Consider the following 18,449-nt stretch of genomic DNA (forward strand, 5'->3'; position numbering starts at 1 on the left):
AGTAGGATTATTTCCTACTGTTTTTTTCTTAGGGATTGATAATATAACTGTTAGTGGATATTAAGCTTGTGGAGGCTGACGGGGCGATTTCGCATGTGTTTAACTCAGGCTCTTGAGGTCCTCCCCCTCATTCTGGGTAAAAGAGGGCCTATCGTTTTCTGTTGAACTAATACATAGAAGGGTTTTTATATAACTATTCCTATACATGAAAACGGGGTGGAAATATGGACAAAACGGAATGGAGATTCGTCGGTAAAAACATCCTGCAGAAAATAACGCTTAAAGATAAACAAAAGATGGAAGCTGTCATGTATGCCCACTTATTCGACAGTCCCCTTTGGAAGGAAGCTGACGTTGTAGGGGTGACGCTGTCCCAATCACATGAATGGGCGACAGAAGATATCATTGAAGAAGGATGGAAGGCCAATAAGATCATCGCAGCTCCTAAGTGTATTCCTGAAAATAAACAAATGCAGTTCTACCAGCTCGATGATTATGATCAATTGGAAAAGGTGTATTTTGGTCTGAAAGAACCTGATCCGGAGCGTTCTGAGAAAGTGAATAAAGATGATATAGACCTCCTCCTTGTACCTGGGTTATTGTTTGATGAGCGAGGCTACAGGATCGGGTATGGTGGGGGTTATTATGATCGGTTTATTGAAGGATACCTTGGGAAAACAGTGATGATTGCTTCTGAGAAACAAAAACAGTCAGGTCTTCCTGTAGAAGAATTTGACCAAAGAGTAGAATATGTCCTGACTGAGAATGGGATACGTGGAACGTACACTTTTTAACAAAACGTCCATAATTTTTCTATGAAATGTGAATTACTGAGCAAACCTTCGCAGTATAATGGGAGTAACTTAGTAAAGGAGTGGTAATGATGGAGCGTGTGAATCGAGTCGCATTAATTGGCACAGGATCGGTAGGTTCCAGTTATGCTTTTGCACTTTTGAACCAAGGTGTTGCGGATGAGTTGGTTTTGATTGATTTGCACAAAGACAAGGCTGAGGGTGATGCGATGGATCTGAACCATGGCTTAGCTTTTGCCCCGGCCAATAAGAAAATCTGGTTTGGAAGTTATGAAGACTGTGAACTGGCGGACATTGTGGTAATTACGGCAGGTGCTAATCAAAAGCCCGGTGAAACACGTCTCGATCTCCTTGAAAAAAATACTGCAATATTCAAAACCATTGTAGAATCTGTCATGCGAAGCGGTTTTGATGGTATTTTCATCGTAGCGACCAATCCGGTTGATATTTTGACATATATGACATGGGAATTTTCTGGACTGCCGGTGAATAAGGTGATCGGTTCGGGTACGATTCTTGACACCGCTCGTCTAAGGTTCCAATTAAGTGAATACTTTAATGTGGATACAAGAAATGTTCATGCTTATATTATGGGAGAGCATGGAGACTCCGAGCTACCGGTTTGGAGCCATGCTAATGTGGGAGGACGGTCAGTATTCGATCGCATCCAAGACCATCCGGATAAGTACGATATTACAGATTTAGATACCATTTTTGAACAAGTGAGAGATGCAGCTTATCATATTATTGAGAGGAAGGGTGCTACTCATTATGGTATTGCTATGGGACTTGTAAGATTAACAAAGGCTGTCCTCCATAATGAAAATGCAGTATTGACGATTTCTGGTTATGTGAACGGTTCATATGGCGTTGATGACTTGTACATTGGTGTTCCGGCGATTGTGAATCGTAAAGGGGTTACTGAAATTATCCAACTCGATTTAAATGAAGAAGAAAAGGGGAAATTCACCGAATCTGCCTCTATCCTGAAAACAACGATGGAGCCTGTGCTGAAGAAGTATTTGAATAAGGATCCACAGGCTGGCAAAAAATAACCTCATCTAACGAAATGAGGTGGGTGAAATGCGTCAATTACTCCGGTGGGGGTTGATTATAAGTACTGCAGGTGTGTCTTTATATAAATATCGCTATAAAGCATTGGATATTGTTACAAGAATTCCAGCACTGCGAAAAGTTTTCGTTCGACTCTCCATGAATATTCCATGGGTCAGGCAAAAATTTCTTTCACAAATGTTTCGAGGTCGTTAATGTATTGACAAGCTGTCAGGCTAACACCTGGCGGCTTTTTCATCGTGTAGTGAGAGGGTGACTTCGCTATATGATTTCTCTTAAGATTGAGGAAGATAACTTCGACTGCTGAAAATACAAAGAGTGTGTTTTTTATAAAGCTGATGGATGGTTCTGCTGGATGTGAAAATGGTATGATGTTAGGCATGAAGGGGGAAGAAGTGTGTTCATTCAGCAAGAGTTTTACTTATGGAAATTGACATACGATCTTGTTATCGGCCAAGATTTTCAAGTATTGCATATGAATACGGAAGAAGGAGAAGTGTGGCTCGAGAAAGGTTCCAAATGGAAAACCCATGTCGTTCGCCTGAAGCATAAACAGATCAACTGGAGAAGTGAGCTGAAAAGAGATGTAGAGGCCACTTATGAACAATTGAAAAATAACCGCCAGCTTTTTCGTGGCGGAAAGGTCCACTTACATAGTTTATATATATCTGAACATCCGCCGGTAGATGAATGGGAGGATATTACGGAACAGCTTCCGGATTCAAAAATACCTACAAGGCTTTATTACTTATCTGATAGCAATAAAGATAAAGAGAAGTCACGTTTCTACGATACAGTTGGTTTGAATGAACCATTGATTGATCAACACATCAATGAACAAGAAATGGAAGCGATGATTCCATATATTAAGCAACAGGTCGTCAGTCAGGATCGAACTCAGAAGAAACGAATGCAATCTTTATTTGAGTTCGGTAAACCGAGAATAACCTATGTTTTATTGATGTTGAATATACTGATCTTTACGTATGTGGAGTGGAAGGGGGACAGCACCTCTGTTCTTACCCTGATTGAGTTTGGTGCAAAATACAACCCTGCCATTATATCTGGGGAATGGTGGCGGATCGCAACATCCATGTTTTTGCATATTGGTACTTTGCATTTATTGATGAATATGTTTGCGTTATTTTATTTAGGTACAGCTGTGGAGAAGATTTACGGCACTTGGCGTTTTTTCGTCATTTATATGCTGGCTGGTATCTTCGGCGGGGTGGCAAGTTTCATGTTGAATCCCCATGTGGCCGCTGGTGCTTCAGGTGCAATTTTTGGTTTGTTTGGTGCGCTTCTCTATTTCGGGGTTCAGCATAAGCGTTTGTTTTTCCGGACAATGGGGTGGAATTTATTATTTATTATCGGCTTGAATATCGTCTTTGGATTACTTGTCCCTCAAGTGGATAACGGAGCCCATATGGGAGGATTGATAGGTGGCTTCCTGGCTTCGGCACTTATTAATATGCCAGGGCAAAAAAATAAAAAGCTGCAGAGTTCAGCTTTCCTCCTTTATCTTATAATACTGGGAGCAATGGTCTTTATGGGGGCGACCAGCATCTTTAATGGCGAGCAGACATTATCCCAAGTCCAGGAAACTCAAGAACTCAATCAAAAGGAAGCCTATGATATTGTAATAGAAAAGACGACAGCCGCCCTCGATGATCCTGGGGAATATGAAGCGGAATTACTGTTTAATCGTTCCTATGCTTATTATCAAACAGAGGAAATCGATCGAGCACGTAAAGACTTACATGCAGTCATCGATCTTGCTCCTGATATGGCTGAGGCACATTATAACTTAGCTCTTTTATACCAGAGTGAAGGTGAATTGGAAAAAGCGGGTGAACATGCCGCTACAGCCGTTGACTTGAAACCAGACCAGGAGGATTTCCAAAATTTAAATAAAGAACTTCAATAGTACTGGAGCAGTTGATGTTTCTTGCCGGTGTCATCTTCATACAGGACCATCAAATGTTTACCGTTTTTATCAAATAAGATGAGAGGAATGTAGCTTTGGATCGGGTGGGATGACTTTGTATCACTGATTCCAAGAATATAATTTTTATAGAGACCTTCCCACAGTTGGCCTTTGATCCTGGCAAAATTTTCTTCTGTTGTGCCAGGGAAGGTTTTTTCTTTAAAATCTGCTAATTCGGTCAACGGAACTAAGGTGTAGTTATCTTTTTGGATTTGATAATGTCTCAGCAATTCTTCCCATTGAGCTTCAATTTGCTGTGTAATGGTATGATCAAGCCTTTCTTTCCACTCTTCTTCTTCAGGATCTGAAGGTTTTTTGAAGGCAGTAGTACTGGAATGTGGGGAATCTATGACATATAATTCATCTTTTGAAGTAGCTTGTATACTTTTGATCGGGTCATCGCCTTCATGAATTTCTCCATGATGGAAAGAGATGGCCTGGTATTTTTGGCTATCTTCTCCATGTATGCTCGTCTCTTTTTTTATTTCAGAAACGTTTTCTTCCCATTTACTCACAACACCTTTAAGGCGTCCGTTCACATATAAAAGAGACACGTCTTGTCGCAAATACATAGGGCCGTCACTTTCAGAGGAGACGTCCCAAAGGACCTCGTATTCATCCGCATCTTCTTGTGCTGAAAAATTTAACGTGGTTGCAAACTTGCTGAAACCTCGTTCTTCATCTAAAGGAAAATATTTGACCACAGATTCTTCCTGAAAATATTGTGTGTATAAGGCTATGATAATAGCTAAGGCTAACGGACCCAATACCCAGAACAACCAAACTTTTTTCACGTTATCCTCTCCTTAAGCTTCCTTTCTTTCTGACGGGTATGTATACAGATAGATATGATAGATCTTTCTTGGACATGCAAGGGAATTCAAGAGAAAGAGGCTTCTCATGTTTCTGCGTATGTTTTCTTCTATTTAGAAAAAGCTAAATGGTAGCAGGCAGCAGGGAGGGAACGTCATGGAAGAACAGCTTTTGTTTGATAACTATGAGAAAAATGTCTCCTACATGCGGGAAAGACTTGGTGTGGATGAAAGTTTTGATATGATCCATTTAGACTTGGTGTATGCAGGAAGAGGCATGTCGCTATTTCTCGTGGATGGGTTCGTCAAAGATGAGATACTGCATTATTTGATGAAATTGCTTTCTCGTTTAGATAAAGAACAGCTTGATCCAGATCCCTTAGAGCAATTGTTGAAAACGCACTTACCCTATGTGGAGCTGGATGAACAAAAGGATTTGAATAAAGCGGCTGATAATGTTTTAGCCGGGCCAACGGCTCTTCTTGTTGAAGGTGTAGATAAGATCATCATGATTGATGCCAGGACTTATCCAGTCCGTGGACCAAAAGAGCCTGATTTAGAGAGAGTTGTTCGTGGCTCAAGAGATGGTTTTGTTGAAACAATTGTATTCAACACAGCTTTGACGAGACGACGGGTCAGGGACAGATCATTACGGATGGAATATCTCAAAATCGGACGTCGTTCACAAACCGATGTGTGCTTGTGTTATTTGAAAGATATTGCGGAGACGGATCGGATCGAACACTTACAGAGAGTTTTGCAGGAAATCGATACGGATGCTCTGCCAATGGCTGAAAAGACAATCGAAGAATATATAAGTGGTCAGCATTGGAACCCTTATCCAGTGGTTCGCTATACCGAAAGGCCGGATACGGCAGCGGCTCACCTTTACGAAGGACACATATTGATCATCATTGATGGATCACCGAGTGTGATGATCACGCCAGCGACTTTTTGGCATCACCTCCAGCATGCGGAAGAATATCGCCAAAAACCACTTGTAGGAGCATACCTCCGCTGGGTTCGTTTTTTTGCATTTTTTGCTTCGATTTTCATTTTACCTTTATATTTTCTGGTATCAAAACAACCTGTCCTCCTTCCGGAAAATTTATCCTTTATCGGCCCTTCAGAAGCGGGGACCATCCCTTTGATTGTCCAGTTTCTTATTGCCGAAGTTGGAATTGATATGTTGAGGATGGCAGCCATCCATACGCCTTCCTCTCTCGGAACCGCTTTGGGTTTGGTGGCCGCTATATTAATCGGTCAAGTGGCTGTAGATGTAGGATTGTTTTCAAGCGAAGTCGTCTTGTATTTAGCATTAGCTGCTATTGGAACTTTTGCTACTCCAAGTTACGAAATAGGACTCGCAGATCGAATATCAAGGCTTGCTTTATTACTTGTCACAGGCTTGTTCGGTGTAAAAGGTTATGTAATCGGGGTCACCTTCTGGTTGCTTTACCTTTCTCACATGCAAACATTTAAAACTCCTTACCTATGGCCTTTCATGCCATTTTCCTGGAAGCCATTGAGAGATGTCTTGATTCGGTCCCCTATTCCACTTAAAAACAGAAGACCGGCCTTTCTTCATCCAAAAGACCCTGACCGATGAGCGGTCAGGGTTTTTTGCGTTTTCAATCTAGTTATCTATTGGTATAATAAGAGAAGGTGATGTGACGTGAGAACAATTTATGATGTACAACAATTTCTGAAGAAGTTCGGTACTATTATATACGTAGGTGATCGTATAGCCGATCTTGAATTGATGGAAGACGAAGTCCGTGAGTTGTATAAATCACAATGTATGACCATTGAGGACTATCAGATGGCTATCTTGTTGCTGCGAAGTGAAATGACGCGGCTACGGGATCGGAAGAAGGGGGAAGAAGACCGGTGGGACAAACGTTTTATTTAGGGGCAGATATTGGTGGTACGACCGTGAAATTAGCAGTTCTTCAAGAAGACGGTACAATCGTTGAAAAGTGGGAAATTCCGACAAATACAGAAGAGCAAGGGAAATCTATACCATCAGATATTGCCAAAGCGATCGATGATAAACTGGGGCACCTGCAGATTGAAAAGAATAATCTCGCAGGAATCGGTGCGGGCGCTCCTGGATTTGTTGACACGAAAACCGGTTACATACATGAGGCCGTAAATATAGGATGGAAAGACTTTGCTTTCGGGGAGCGCTTGAGTGAACTGACTGGCCTTCCAGTCTGGGTCGATAATGATGCAAACCTTGCCGCTTTAGGTGAAAACTGGCTGGGAGCTGGTGAAGGTTGCAGTGAACTGATTGCCGTGACACTTGGAACAGGTGTGGGTGGCGGCATCATCGCTAATGGTAACGTTTTGAACGGTGCTAATGGCACGGCGGCTGAATTAGGTCATGTCACAGTAGTTCCAGACGGTGGCGCCCCTTGTAATTGTGGGAAAACCGGTTGTTTAGAAACGGAGGCTTCGGCTACCGGTATTGTGAGAAAGGCGAAAGAAATCGTGGCAAAATATCCTGAATCTTCTCTACACAAAACCATGGCAACAGGCCAGTTGACAGCAAAAGACGTTTTCGAAGCTGTTGAAGCCGGCGATACACCAGCGGAACAAGTATTAAAAGACGTATCCGACGTATTGGGAATGGCCATTGCTAATATGGCTATAGCCATCAATCCGGAAAAAATAGTGATCGGGGGTGGAGTTTCTCAAGCTGGTCGTTTACTGTTAGACCCTTTGGAGGTCGCTTACAGAAAATACGCATTGCGCAGAACAGCTGAGGCGTCCAGTTTTGACCTGGCAGAGCTTGGCAATGATGCAGGAGTCATCGGAGGCTGCTACTTAGTTAAGAAGAATAGGTGAAAAAATTGGAGCTTTTTCAGCTCCATTTTTTTATTGTCGCAGTCATAAATATTTCCTCTTTGTCTTATTTTGTAAAGGATTTTTAATGTGAGAGACTTCCAATTCTAATGTTCTTTTATTATGATGGGAAAGACACTGGAACATTATTTTACAAATGTTGGTTTCTGCTGATTTTCATGAAACCTTTCTGGTGGTTAATTCGTCATATAATAAGAACGAGTTTAATATTGATTATAAGTGGAAATTGTAAAAAGAGATATGGAATTGGGTAAACGTATGTCTCGTTGGCCTGGTAACGTAGTAGAGGAGGAACCATCATGCAATTGAAAAACATTCGCATGCCTTTATTTGTGATAGCGACATTGCTATTTGGTTTGAAAACATATTTCGTCTATAGATTCATGTTTGATTTATCTATTGAAAATCCGATGCAGGAATTTATATTGCTATTCAACCCAATCGCTAGTGCATACTTGATTTTTGCTATCAGTGTGTGGTTGCAACCGAAAAGGCAAATGAAATATTTAAGATGGACGATATTGATTGGATCTTTGATCTTATTTGTAAACTTAATTTTTTACCGTAATTTTACTGATTTTATAACTATCCCGGTATTGTTTCAAGGAAATAATGCAGCAGATTTGACAGGCAGCTTTTTGACCTTGCTTCACATTGAGGATCTTCTGATTTTCGCTGATGTCGCACTCGTTTGGTATTTGAGTAAACATAAGTTCGGCTTATCTGTCCAGTTACCAAAACGGGGGAAAATTGCAGCTACAGCGGTCACATTTCTGCTTTTGTCGGGGAATGTAGTACTTGCGGAGATTGAGCGTCCAATGTTATTTGTCCGTGCTTTTGACCGTGAATACTTGGTGAAAAATATCGGAGTGTACAACTATCACCTTTATGATGCAACGATGCAGACAAAGACGAAAGCACAAAGGGTGTTCGCAGATGGAAGTGAAATCAGTGAGATTGAAACATATTTAGAAGAAAATTCTCCTGATGAAGTTAATAAAAAAGCAGACCTTTATGGCATTGCAGAAGATAAGAATGTCATTTTCGTAAGTGTTGAATCTTTCCAGAATTTCCTATTGGATTCTAAGGTCAACGGTACAGAAACAACACCATTCTTGAATGATTTGAAAGAAAGTAAAGATACTATTTTCTTTAAAAACTTTTATCACCAAACAGCACAAGGGAAAACATCGGATTCCGAGTTCATCGTTGAAAACTCTCTTTATCCTTTAGGGAGGGGAGCGGTGTATTTCACACATGCAGGGAATGAGTACAATGCCCTGCCTGAAATATTGAATGATGAAGGTTATGAAACTTCTGTTTTTCATGCTAATAATGGAAGCTTCTGGAACCGAGATACGATGTATGACAACATTGGATATGATGAGTTCTATGATGAAAAATCTTACCAGGTGACACCAGAGAACTCATTTGGATGGGGCCTTGAGGATAAAGCATTTTTCGAACAATCCATCAAATATATGCAGTCTCAGGAGAAACCGTTTTATAGTAAGTTCATTACTTTGACGCACCACTTTCCTTTTGAACTTCCTGAAGAAAAAGCGAATATTGATAAATTTGATTCAAATTCTAAGACATTGAATTCCTTTTTCCAAACCGCTCGCTATACGGATGAAGCTTTACAGCAATTCTTCCAACAATTGAAGGATGCGGGGTTATATAAGGATTCGATCATCGTATTGATGGGGGACCATTATGGAATCAGTGATTTCCACAATGAAGCGATGGGGCAGTTCTTAGGGAAAGAAGTGGATCCGTTCGTCCAGACTCAATTGCAGCGTGTCCCATTCATGGTGCATATCCCTGGGTATGAAGGTGGAGGAGTTAGAGAAGACGTCGTCGGCCAAATAGATGTCAAACCTACCTTGCTTCATTTGCTCGGAATAAATGCCGGTGGAGACATGACCTTCGGTGACAATATGTTCGCAGAAGATGGGAAGGACTTCATTGCAATGAGAGACGGAAGCTTTATTAGTGAAGAGTATTTATTTACGAATGAGCAGTGTTATGACCGCGCTACCGGTGAGCTGTTAGCCGAAGAAGAAGCGGAGGCTTGCCAACCGATTAAAGAGAAGGTCGAAAAAGAGCTCAATTACTCTGATAACATCATTTATGGAGATCTTTTCAGGTTTTATGATTTCGATTCTTCAAGTGAATAAGAGAAGTACTAGCCGTCATGACATCGATGTCATGACGGCTTTTTTATGATAAAGCTTTGTTGAACTTTAGTGGTGACATTTATGGCAGTGATCGATGGCTTGAACTCGGAGTAATAAAGAGCGTTACCATTAGAGAATGAGGGACCACAGACACTTACGATATAAAAAGTAACAATCAGAGGTGAATTTTTCATAAGGATGACATTCTGTTTATGTCAATCTTATCTGCCAGTGTGAACCCGCAGGTTATGGATAATGGTGTTTTGGATGAGAATAGGAGCGCTGAAGTTTAACCTGGCTTTTGATATAATGATATTTCCGCTTTTTTTATCACATATTTTGATATGAGTAAGGGTAATGATACCAACATACGATAGTCTTTATTAGAAGGTGAGGTTCGATTATGTTCCGTTTTGAAAATGTTTGCCAGGAACCGCTGCATGATTTGAATTTTAGAATAGATAAACAGGATAAGGTTATTCTATTCGGACCGTCAGGAGCAGGTAAGAGCACACTGCTTTTTTTATTGAACCGACTAAGCGATCCTGAACAAGGAGAGATTTACTATAAAGACACCCCTATCCAAAACCAGCCCATAACTAAACTTCGTAAAAATGTCGGGCTTGTGCTTCAAGCGCCAAATCTATTCCCAGGTACTGTGCTTGAGAATATTAAATATGGACCAGCACTGTTTGGGGAGTGGGAAGAAAAAGATGGAAAGAAACTGCTTGATTATGTTCAGCTTCCCTCCAGTTATTTAAATCGGGATGTAGAGCAGCTCTCAGGCGGAGAAAAACAACGGGTATCGTTGGCGCGTACGTTAGCCAATTCACCTGAAGTATTGCTTTTAGATGAGCCGACGAGTGCTTTGGACTATAAGACAGCAGAAGAGATTGAAGAAGTTTTAGCATGTCTGATTCAAGAATATCAGCTGACAATGTTGATGGTGACTCACAATTTGAATCAAGCACGACGCTTGGGAGACCGGGGATTGTTTATTGCAGATGGGAAGCTCCAGGAGGATGGCGCTATACCAGATATGCTCGATGAGCCTAAAACAGAGCGGCTATCCAAATTCTTAGAGCAGTAAGGAAGTGAACACATTTGGAACCTGAAATTTCTAATCAATCGCTGTTTTTTCTTATTATTTTTGTGATCGTTCCATTAGTTCTCTCATATTATTACCAGCTGGGTGTAAGTAAGAGTGTCATTTGGTCAACTTTCCGCGGGACGATACAATTATTTATTATTGGTTATATACTTACTTTTTTATTTGATTTACCCGCCTCTTATGGGATCCCGTTCATGCTTATGGTAATGATTGTCATCGCTACCCTTCATGCCCGGCAAAAAGGGAAAGAACTCCCTTATGTTGGGTACGTGATCTTTGCTGGCCTTCTTTTTGTTGAAATCGGGGTACTTTCTTTATGGCTCGTTTTTGATATGATCAACTTTCAGCCATCAGAGGTCATTCCGATGAGTGGAATGGTTATTGGTAACAGTATGACAGCTATGGGGTTGGCACTTGAAAGAATGAAAAATGAATTCAGGGCTAACAACGGAAGGCTTCTTGCTTCTTTATCGCTGGGAGCGGAACCACGGCAAGCGTCTCACCTAATTGTTCAAAAGACATTGCATTCCTCGCTCATTCCCAACGTCGATCGTTTGAAAACAATTGGGCTGGTACAATTACCCGGTATGATGACAGGACTTATTTTAGGCGGTGTTTCACCTGTCATGGCCATCAAATATCAGTTGGTAATTTCCCTGAGTATATTTTCCTCTGTTTCATTAAGTGCGATGTTCATAACACTAGCCATGTATCGATATTTTTTCAATAGAAATAAGCAATTACTGGAGTCGGCAGAAGATATTAAGAGTTCTCGATCTTAAGAATCGTTATGTTTCATTCAGCCTCTCCCAACTTAAAATACTCATTAGAGAAGAGATCCTCTTGTGCAATAAAAAAAGCAGGCTGCTGTATAGCAACCTGCTCTCCTGTGTTCATTAGCCGAATAGATTGTAATAAATCGTCATTACAGAGAACCAACCGAAAATTAATGCTGATGCAGCTGCGAATAAGACGGCAAAAAAGTTTTTCGTTTTCAGTTCGCGGAAAACGGCAAATACACATAGGATTGTTACGAGTAGAAGAAGAATAGCTGTTACCAAGCTCAGCACCCCCTATATCTCTTTTCTTTATTATCATCCCGTTACTATGGATGTTATACTATATGTAGCGAATGTTGATCCTTATTTATTTTATAGTATAAAAGAGAAAATGTCGAGTTATCTATCTGTATTTTAATAAATTACAAAAGAGGTGTCTACCCATTGTTGAAAATTTCACGTCTGCCATTAGGGCCGATGGCTACAAACGCATATATCATTCATGAAAATAAAAAGGCTTTAGTTATTGATCCTGGAGGAGACTTTGAGAAATTGGAGAGTTACTTGAAAGAACGTGAACTGAATGTGGTTGCAGTGCTTCTGACGCATGCTCATTTTGATCACATAGGTGCTGTCGAAGATGTCCGTAACGCATATGAAGCACCTGTGTACATACATGAAAAAGAAGCGGATTGGCTTGGTGATCCTGCAAAGAATGGATCCGGTTTGTTCGGTTTGGGGGAAATATCCGCAAGTCCTGCTGATCACTTCTTTGAAATTGGGCAAGTCGTTTTGGAAGGGTTTGCTTTCGAGGTTCGCTATACCCCTGGTCATTCTCCGGGTAGTGTTTCATTTGTGTTTAGAAACCAACGGTTCACAATTGCTGGAGATACACTATTTCAGCGAGGGATAGGGCGAACGGACCTCCCGGGAGGAAGCCGGCAAGAATTAGAGAAGAGCATTGAAAAGGAACTGTTCAGCCTTCGCGATGACATGCGGATTTATCCAGGTCATGGGCTCCCGACTACGATTGGAGAAGAGAGGGACGAAAACCCGTTTTTTAATTAGTCTTTATAGAATACACAAGTTAATCCGGTAAATGTTTTTGCTGAAATCAAGCGGATTCTCCATTCCACCTTTAAAAAAAGAACCTGTTACCCTTTTGGGTAACAGGTTTTTTTAGTGTCCACCGAAACTCGGTACGAGAATAAATGAAGAATAATACGTAAAACCAATCATGAAAACTGTCAAGTATGAGAAAAATATGTACACATACATACGCTCAGACAGTTTAAGGTAACCAACAGCAAGGAAAAAAGCCGTTTGAGCAAGAGATAATAATGCCGCTTCCATCATATCGCCTGTATAGAACATGACAGCAAATATACCTGTCCAAAAGGCTAGCACTCGAAACATACGATCCATGCTATTCCCCCTCCTTTTCTCTCGTTAAACTATCATACACATTATAAACGACCGCTAAACAATTGTAAATAAATCATATTTTTCTTTACCTTTCAACAGTATTTGTTAAACAACGCTATTATATGCGTTCAAGGCTGGTGAGGGGGAGCTTCTTGTTATAATTCGAAAAACAAGTTTTAAATATTGTACAAAGGTTATACAATAGATATACAATGTGGATATACTTAAATATAGTGAGGAGAGCTGAATATGGACGAGTTGAAATTCTACACATACCCGAGTTGTACATCATGCAGACGTACAAAGGCATGGTTGAAAAATCAGGGAGTGGAATTTAACGAACAGCACTTATTTCGTGAAACTCCTTCTGTGAATGAACTGAAAAAAATACTCTCGCTTACAACACATGGAATTGATGAGATTCTGGCAAAGAGGAGTAGAGAATATAAAACGTTAGAAGTGGATGTGGAAAATTTATCGTTGAGTGAGTTTTTGGACCTTGTCATCGATAAACCGAAACTTTTGAGACGGCCTATTTTGACGAATGGAAAAAGCATTGTTATTGGTTATGACCCTGATGGACTAAAAAAGATTACGGATTACCGGATGGAGTCCTTGGGAAATATATCTTGAATTACGATGAAGCTCATCGCACCTCCTGAATGAAGGTGCGATTTTTATTCTGATAATGTATGGAAGGTTCTGGAATGCTGGGTGCGCCCGTCGAAATCCTTAAGCACCCATTCACATACCCATTTTTGTCCAGACTCTCTCATACATACGGAAGAGATTTCGCCATTTGGGTGCTGCGATGTATAATTGTAGGTAGTTTGTAGCTCTGGAAGTGAAATTAAATGATTTTCTAAAGAACTTCTTGTTGTTTCTAACATGCTTTGTTTCATGATGGAGCTTTCGTGGAGTTGTGTTAGCAATAATTGATTTTTATATTGTTGGATGGTATTCATAGTGAAGAGGATGAGCAACAAGGAGATCATCAGCACCCATGGAAAAATAACTCCTCTTTCATTGTTAATGTGGAAGGTGGATCGTGCGCTTGTAAACTTTTTCACTTTTCATCATCACTTCCATCGTGATGGTTTGGGGGCTCGTATCTATCTTGAATGATTGGACATCCTGTAACAAGCTTTCATGTCCAGAACCGTCCACACTCCTTTTGATGATTACCCCGTATTGTTCGATTAAGACATTCCGGTGGTTCTTGTCAATAACTGTAATGGCATCCGGATAAATGGAGTAATTCCTGGATCTGTTAATTTCTTCTTGAATAAATGCCCCAAGTTGCTGAACGGCCATTTCCTCATAATAAAAATTTTTTGTATGAATCAGCGATAGAAGTGGTGTAGACAATGAGAGTATGATCATTGTCAAAGTCAAGCTGATCATCACTTCTGAAAGGGTGAACCCCCTCTCATTCTTCATAAGGCGCATACAAGCAGAACTCCTTGCTTCGTTTGTGATGATTTTTCCATTCTGCACACCCTTCTATCCAGCCTTTTTCTATTTGGAAACTCATCCTGACAGGGAGGATAGTAGTATCTGACTTGAAATAAGGAAATTCATCAGATGTTTGTATATAATTATAGAACTCATCATGTAAAAGTAAGTGTACTTCCCTTTCCAACGAGAGATCTTTTTGCGAGCTTTGGACAAGGGTCAGAATGGGAAGCAGGAAGGTGGTGATGACTAATAATATACTGAAAGCAGAAATGGTCTCAATCATTGTAAATCCTTCATTCTTTTTCAATTCGAACCCTGCTTGTACCAAACGGAAAGGTGATTCTATATATAGTACGAGGGGTTTCAATTCTCATCGTACCAGCCTGGTTAATCATTCCTCTTTGGTTGAATTGAATAACAGTTTTCAAGGTGAGCATTTTAATCCTCCATTGATCGGGTAGTTTCCTTATAAAAATGTTTTCTTTGTTTTTTGCATCATAAAGTTTATATTCGTTTGTTTCTTCTTCGAATAACAACATATGATAGGCATGTTTCTGCATGGTCAACTGCTGGATAAGTAGAACGTCTTCCTGGAATTGTTGGATGAATAATGATGCTTGCACCTGTTGAGACGTTCTGTGGTGGAGAGGCATGATAGAAGATAGAAGCACCGACCAACACAATAGGACAATAATCATTTCTGTGAATGTGTAGCCTTTATAATTATTCCCCCACAATTGATACTTTCCCATCACTGTATGCTAACTCGTCTCCGTTCGGGCATGTCGTCGTACTGATATAGTCTGATGATTCTAATATGTCAATGCTGGTGGCGTAAGAATCAGTGTCGATATAATAAGCTTCTCCTTGAGCTTCGACTGTTTTTATAAGCGCTTCACACCCCTTACTTCGTATCGTCGTACTGTTTTGTGCCATATTCGGAATGGTAATGATCAATAAGACGGAAATAACGAGCAGGACGATAAGCATTTCAATTAGAGTGAAACCTTTTTCGTTATTTAACAATTCGATTTCTCCTTTATTTAAATTTGTTGCATCCATTGATAGAGGGGGAGCATAATGGATGCATAAATGCTGATGATGACGACAGCGATGCAAACAAAAAACACGGGCTGGATCATTTGGAGCCACGCTTTGATTTTTTCTTGCATGTACTCCATGAAGAAGGCCGCAAGCATTTCCAGCTCATCTTGTAATGCTTTTATGTCATTTGTATGATGGAAGATATCCGTCAACTCTGTTCGGAAAAGCGTGCATGAATGAAGGGCTTCGCCGAAGGATTTTCCTTCAGATAGTTCTGATAGGATCTGTTCACTATAAAAGGAGAGGATTTCATATTGTTTATGGTTTTTCATCAGCTCCATCGACTCTTTTAAAGTCAAGCCTGCCTGCAATAAAGAATAAAGGTGTGTAGTGAAAAGGAACGATAGAGAGAAGGACTGATAAAACTTCACCAGTGGGACACGGTGGTAGAAGGAAAGCTTTTTTTGTAATGTCAAGTGGGGTAAGATAAACTTGAGGCACATCAGACTTAGGAAGAAGATGATACTGCATATTCCGATTGCGTTGAGAGCATGTGTCATCAAAACCATAAGTCCAAGGGCTTTATTTTCTTGACCCTCAAATAACAACACGAAATTGGGCATGACCGTTTGTTGAAGAATGAGGAATGCGATAACAAGAAAGATAAACAAAAAGAGGGGATAACGAATGACCTGAAAAAACCTTTGTTTATAGTCCTTTTTCATTTGCAATAAGTCTTTGCATTGTTTCAAAGTCTTCGGTAAATCATTGTGGATATGGCTGAAATATAAAAACTGTGTGACAGTAGAGGAAAAACGGGCTTTTTCACATGCTGCATCAAGCGTGTCTCCTTTACTCAATGATCGTGCTACTGCTTCGGTGGTCGGTTTCAAAGCGACATCCCATCCAGTCATTTTAAGTGCATCGAGCAATGGATAACCTTTTTCCAGGATGTGACTTAAACGTTGAAAAAAAGTGATTTGATGCTTAACTGATAAAGGGGGGTCACGAAACCGGATCGATTTCATGTTTCTTAATGAATCCGAGGGCATATGCTTTCCTCCTTAAATGGGAAAAAGAATAAAAAGACTGGTCCCCTGGAGGGTAGCCATGAATTGCTTTCTGTAAAGTGCCTCCTTCCAATAATTCAAGTATCGCTGCTCTCTTAGGAAGCTGCTCACCTCCTTCAATGGAGACAAGTTGTTGGGAGGCGATGGCAATCAGAGATTGTTCAAGCTCAGCCTGTTGGATATTCATTTCTTTGAGGCGGTGAATCGTTCCAAAGGCGCTTCTGGCATGGATTGTACTAATGACAAGATGTCCGCTTAAAGCTGCCCGGAATGCGAATTGCGCCGTATCTTGATCACGGATCTCACCGACCATCAGTAAATCAGGATCATGTCTCAAGGCAGCTTTTAACCCAGCATCATAAGTGATACCTGCTCGTTCGTTGACTTGCACCTGAATAATATTATTGAGGTTTTTTTCGATCGGATCTTCTAATGTGATGGCTTGGAAAGAACTTTGATTCATCAAAGATTGAAGTAAGGCATAGAGCGTGGTGGTTTTTCCGCTGCCAGTAGGTCCTGTGAAAAGGATCATACCGCTGCGGTGATGCAGCCAATGTTTGATTTTTTCTAATTGGTGGGGAAAAAGGAAAAGCTGTTCCAGTGGTGTGTGGTCCATAGGGTTGAGTATGCGGATGGCTAAGCTTTCCGTCCCGGTGATGGGGAGAGTGGATAGACGCAGATCGAAAATCGAGTGATTGGCTCTGTGCTGGAGGGTTCCGTTTTGAGGGCGCTTTTGCTCTCCGATATCCATTCCTGAGGTGAATTTAAAGTAAGAGAGCATCTTTTGATAAAGGGGTAACGGAAGGTTTGAGTGGAAAATTCTTTTTCCGTGGATTCGAAAATAGATGCTCGCATTTTCTGCATAGGGAGAGAAGTGGATATCAGAGGCGGTTTGCTGGACAGCAGATACAATCAGGTCATGAGCATGATTGGCAATGGACTTCAATAAACATACCACCTCATTTTTTTATATTTGCAAAGTATACTATTCGACATAACTTGTAATAATCCTGCTTCATTTGATTTTTTCTAGGAGGTTACGCATGATTTATTTAATTGGTTTTATGGGAAGTGGCAAATCCACAATAGCTAAGCAGCTTAGTGAGGAGCTGCATAAAGAATACATAGAAATGGATGAAGAAATCGAAAAAAAGGAGGGGGCTACTATTCCCCAGATGTTTTCAGATCACGGGGAAAGCTACTTCAGAGAGAAAGAAACGCTTTTTTTGAAAAGTATCAAGGGGGACGAGATTGTATCAACCGGCGGCGGAATCATTTTGGCAGATGAAAACAGGGACCTCCTTGCAGAGGGTACAGTTTTTTATTTGCAGGCTTCCTGGGAAACGATTGTCGAGAGGTTGGCTGATGATACCGAACGCCCGCTTTGGAAAGGGGAGATAGCAGAAAAGAAAGCCCGACTCGAAGAGCGTCTTCCTCTTTATGAAAGCCTTGCAGATTATATTATCCCGGTGGACGGAAAAACGCCCGGGGTGATTACAGATGAGATTGTAAAGTGTCTAAAATAAGGGGATTCTGAACATACTATAAATAATATAGGTGAAAAAAGAGGGATTCTCATGAAGCAGAATGACTACGTGAAGTTTTTGACAGAAGAAATGGTCAAGTATATGCACATGTCTAAGGAAGAGAAGAAACAAAAGAAAGAAAAGAAACCATCCAAGAAATCTTCTTTTTACTGGTTTGGAATGGTTCCGATGGCTTTGAAGATGTTCAAAAGAAAAAGGAAATTGACCAATCATTGAAAAGGAAAACGTTCAAGAAGAAGCCGCTGATACATCAGCGGCTTCTTTACGTTGCTCCAGGAATTC

22 protein-coding genes are annotated in these 18,449 nt (G+C 40.7%); 13 read left to right on the plus strand and 9 right to left on the minus strand.

The features are described 5' to 3' along the window. The first annotated feature begins 224 nt into the window (after window positions 1-224). From HLI_RS18935 to HLI_RS18950, 3 genes are all read left to right on the plus strand, one after another. Window positions 225-794 carry a 5-formyltetrahydrofolate cyclo-ligase gene (locus HLI_RS18935; RefSeq protein ID WP_128526454.1) on the plus strand — a complete coding sequence of 190 codons (570 nt, stop codon included), beginning with the start codon at window positions 225-227 and terminating at the stop codon, window positions 792-794. A gap of 86 nt (window positions 795-880) precedes the next feature. Continuing rightward, a complete protein-coding gene (locus HLI_RS18940) occupies window positions 881-1,867 on the plus strand; it encodes an L-lactate dehydrogenase (protein ID WP_128526455.1) in 987 nt (328 codons plus the stop codon). A 416-nt stretch (window positions 1,868-2,283) separates the two neighbouring features. Beyond that, window positions 2,284-3,813, plus strand: coding sequence for a rhomboid family intramembrane serine protease (locus HLI_RS18950; protein ID WP_128526457.1), 1,530 nt, complete (start codon window positions 2,284-2,286; stop codon window positions 3,811-3,813). On the opposite strand, the gene HLI_RS18955 is transcribed toward HLI_RS18950, so the two are convergent. After that, the gene (locus HLI_RS18955; RefSeq protein ID WP_128526458.1) at window positions 3,807-4,667 is read right to left on the minus strand and encodes a hypothetical protein; all 861 of its coding nucleotides are present in this window, start codon (window positions 4,665-4,667) and stop codon (window positions 3,807-3,809) included. The genes HLI_RS18950 and HLI_RS18955 overlap by 7 nt on opposite strands. Before the next feature lie 175 nt (window positions 4,668-4,842). Between HLI_RS18955 and HLI_RS18960 the strand changes: the two genes are divergently transcribed. The 6 genes from HLI_RS18960 to HLI_RS18985 all read left to right on the plus strand — a co-directional run bounded on the left by HLI_RS18960 (window position 4,843) and on the right by HLI_RS18985 (window position 11,626). Further along, entirely contained in the window at window positions 4,843-6,294 is a 1,452-nt protein-coding gene (locus HLI_RS18960) for a spore germination protein (RefSeq protein WP_128526459.1), read from the plus strand. 66 nt (window positions 6,295-6,360) lie between these two features. Continuing rightward, window positions 6,361-6,597 (plus strand): YqgQ family protein, encoded by a 237-nt coding sequence (locus HLI_RS18965; protein WP_128526460.1) that lies wholly within the window; start codon window positions 6,361-6,363, stop codon window positions 6,595-6,597. Next, window positions 6,576-7,535, plus strand: coding sequence for an ROK family glucokinase (locus HLI_RS18970; protein ID WP_128526461.1), 960 nt, complete (start codon window positions 6,576-6,578; stop codon window positions 7,533-7,535). The genes HLI_RS18965 and HLI_RS18970 overlap by 22 nt, the downstream gene beginning before the upstream one ends. 317 nt (window positions 7,536-7,852) lie before the next feature. Further along, window positions 7,853-9,733: an LTA synthase family protein gene (locus HLI_RS18975; protein WP_128526462.1), complete on the plus strand. Its 1,881-nt coding sequence runs from the start codon at window positions 7,853-7,855 to the stop codon at window positions 9,731-9,733. A 403-nt stretch (window positions 9,734-10,136) separates the two neighbouring features. Further along, window positions 10,137-10,823: an ABC transporter ATP-binding protein gene (locus HLI_RS18980; RefSeq protein WP_128526463.1), complete on the plus strand. Its 687-nt coding sequence runs from the start codon at window positions 10,137-10,139 to the stop codon at window positions 10,821-10,823. 14 nt (window positions 10,824-10,837) lie between these two features. Then, window positions 10,838-11,626: an ABC transporter permease gene (locus tag HLI_RS18985; RefSeq protein ID WP_128526464.1), complete on the plus strand. Its 789-nt coding sequence runs from the start codon at window positions 10,838-10,840 to the stop codon at window positions 11,624-11,626. 114 nt (window positions 11,627-11,740) lie between these two features. On the opposite strand, the gene HLI_RS18990 is transcribed toward HLI_RS18985, so the two are convergent. Then, window positions 11,741-11,905 carry a DUF2759 domain-containing protein gene (locus HLI_RS18990; RefSeq protein ID WP_128526465.1) on the minus strand — a complete coding sequence of 55 codons (165 nt, stop codon included), beginning with the start codon at window positions 11,903-11,905 and terminating at the stop codon, window positions 11,741-11,743. A gap of 162 nt (window positions 11,906-12,067) precedes the next feature. Here HLI_RS18990 and HLI_RS18995 point away from each other — a divergent pair, with 162 nt between their 5' ends. Then, window positions 12,068-12,691: an MBL fold metallo-hydrolase gene (locus tag HLI_RS18995; protein ID WP_128526466.1), complete on the plus strand. Its 624-nt coding sequence runs from the start codon at window positions 12,068-12,070 to the stop codon at window positions 12,689-12,691. Between the two features lie 111 nt (window positions 12,692-12,802). Here the strand turns inward: HLI_RS18995 and HLI_RS19000 are convergent, their stop codons facing one another. Next, entirely contained in the window at window positions 12,803-13,048 is a 246-nt protein-coding gene (locus HLI_RS19000; RefSeq protein WP_128526467.1) for a DUF2626 domain-containing protein, read from the minus strand. A gap of 249 nt (window positions 13,049-13,297) precedes the next feature. Between HLI_RS19000 and HLI_RS19005 the strand changes: the two genes are divergently transcribed. After that, the gene (locus tag HLI_RS19005) at window positions 13,298-13,681 is read left to right on the plus strand and encodes a Spx/MgsR family RNA polymerase-binding regulatory protein (RefSeq protein WP_128526468.1); all 384 of its coding nucleotides are present in this window, start codon (window positions 13,298-13,300) and stop codon (window positions 13,679-13,681) included. 396 nt (window positions 13,682-14,077) lie between these two features. On the opposite strand, the gene HLI_RS19010 is transcribed toward HLI_RS19005, so the two are convergent. From HLI_RS19010 to comGA, 6 genes are read right to left on the minus strand one after another with little or no spacing between them, the layout of a single operon-like run. Continuing rightward, window positions 14,078-14,497, minus strand: a complete 420-nt coding sequence (locus tag HLI_RS19010; protein WP_128526469.1) for a competence type IV pilus minor pilin ComGF — start codon at window positions 14,495-14,497, stop codon at window positions 14,078-14,080. Beyond that, a complete protein-coding gene (locus tag HLI_RS19015) occupies window positions 14,478-14,813 on the minus strand; it encodes a type II secretion system protein (RefSeq protein ID WP_128526470.1) in 336 nt (111 codons plus the stop codon). The genes HLI_RS19010 and HLI_RS19015 overlap by 20 nt, the downstream gene beginning before the upstream one ends. Further along, on the minus strand, window positions 14,800-15,243 hold the full coding sequence (gene comGD / locus HLI_RS19020; protein WP_241655888.1) for a competence type IV pilus minor pilin ComGD: 444 nt from the start codon (window positions 15,241-15,243) through the stop codon (window positions 14,800-14,802). Before comGD ends, HLI_RS19015 begins: the two co-directional genes overlap by 14 nt. Next, entirely contained in the window at window positions 15,230-15,532 is a 303-nt protein-coding gene (gene comGC / locus HLI_RS19025) for a competence type IV pilus major pilin ComGC (protein WP_347232251.1), read from the minus strand. Before comGC ends, comGD begins: the two co-directional genes overlap by 14 nt. A 17-nt stretch (window positions 15,533-15,549) precedes the next feature. Further along, window positions 15,550-16,602, minus strand: a complete 1,053-nt coding sequence (locus HLI_RS19030) for a type II secretion system F family protein (protein ID WP_241655889.1) — start codon at window positions 16,600-16,602, stop codon at window positions 15,550-15,552. Continuing rightward, entirely contained in the window at window positions 16,556-17,566 is a 1,011-nt protein-coding gene (comGA, locus tag HLI_RS19035) for a competence type IV pilus ATPase ComGA (RefSeq protein WP_128526473.1), read from the minus strand. Before comGA ends, HLI_RS19030 begins: the two co-directional genes overlap by 47 nt. A gap of 97 nt (window positions 17,567-17,663) precedes the next feature. On the opposite strand from comGA, the gene HLI_RS19040 reads away from it, so the two are divergent. Next, window positions 17,664-18,146 carry a shikimate kinase gene (locus tag HLI_RS19040; protein ID WP_128526474.1) on the plus strand — a complete coding sequence of 161 codons (483 nt, stop codon included), beginning with the start codon at window positions 17,664-17,666 and terminating at the stop codon, window positions 18,144-18,146. Window positions 18,147-18,197: 51 nt separating this feature from the next. Further along, window positions 18,198-18,383, plus strand: coding sequence for a YqzE family protein (locus tag HLI_RS19045; protein WP_128526475.1), 186 nt, complete (start codon window positions 18,198-18,200; stop codon window positions 18,381-18,383). Window positions 18,384-18,449 lie beyond the last annotated feature (66 nt).

The sequence above is a fragment of the Halobacillus litoralis genome (assembly GCF_004101865.1).
Classification (GTDB): domain Bacteria; phylum Bacillota; class Bacilli; order Bacillales; family Halobacillaceae; genus Halobacillus; species Halobacillus litoralis_A.

What these genes read in the sequence shown, in the direction of transcription:
- HLI_RS18935 (WP_128526454.1), top strand. Translation starts at nt 225, where the DNA reads ATGGACAAAACGGAATGGAGATTCGTCGGTAAAAACATCCTGCAGAAA.
- HLI_RS18940 (WP_128526455.1), top strand. Translation starts at nt 881, where the DNA reads ATGATGGAGCGTGTGAATCGAGTCGCATTAATTGGCACAGGATCGGTA.
- HLI_RS18960 (WP_128526459.1), top strand. Translation starts at nt 4,843, where the DNA reads ATGGAAGAACAGCTTTTGTTTGATAACTATGAGAAAAATGTCTCCTAC.
- HLI_RS18975 (WP_128526462.1), top strand. Translation starts at nt 7,853, where the DNA reads ATGCAATTGAAAAACATTCGCATGCCTTTATTTGTGATAGCGACATTG.
- HLI_RS18980 (WP_128526463.1), top strand. Translation starts at nt 10,137, where the DNA reads ATGTTCCGTTTTGAAAATGTTTGCCAGGAACCGCTGCATGATTTGAAT.
- HLI_RS19000 (WP_128526467.1), bottom strand. Translation starts at nt 13,048, where the DNA reads ATGGATCGTATGTTTCGAGTGCTAGCCTTTTGGACAGGTATATTTGCT.
- HLI_RS19005 (WP_128526468.1), top strand. Translation starts at nt 13,298, where the DNA reads ATGGACGAGTTGAAATTCTACACATACCCGAGTTGTACATCATGCAGA.
- HLI_RS19010 (WP_128526469.1), bottom strand. Translation starts at nt 14,497, where the DNA reads ATGCGCCTTATGAAGAATGAGAGGGGGTTCACCCTTTCAGAAGTGATG.
- HLI_RS19030 (WP_241655889.1), bottom strand. Translation starts at nt 16,602, where the DNA reads ATGCCCTCGGATTCATTAAGAAACATGAAATCGATCCGGTTTCGTGAC.
- HLI_RS19040 (WP_128526474.1), top strand. Translation starts at nt 17,664, where the DNA reads ATGATTTATTTAATTGGTTTTATGGGAAGTGGCAAATCCACAATAGCT.
- HLI_RS19045 (WP_128526475.1), top strand. Translation starts at nt 18,198, where the DNA reads ATGAAGCAGAATGACTACGTGAAGTTTTTGACAGAAGAAATGGTCAAG.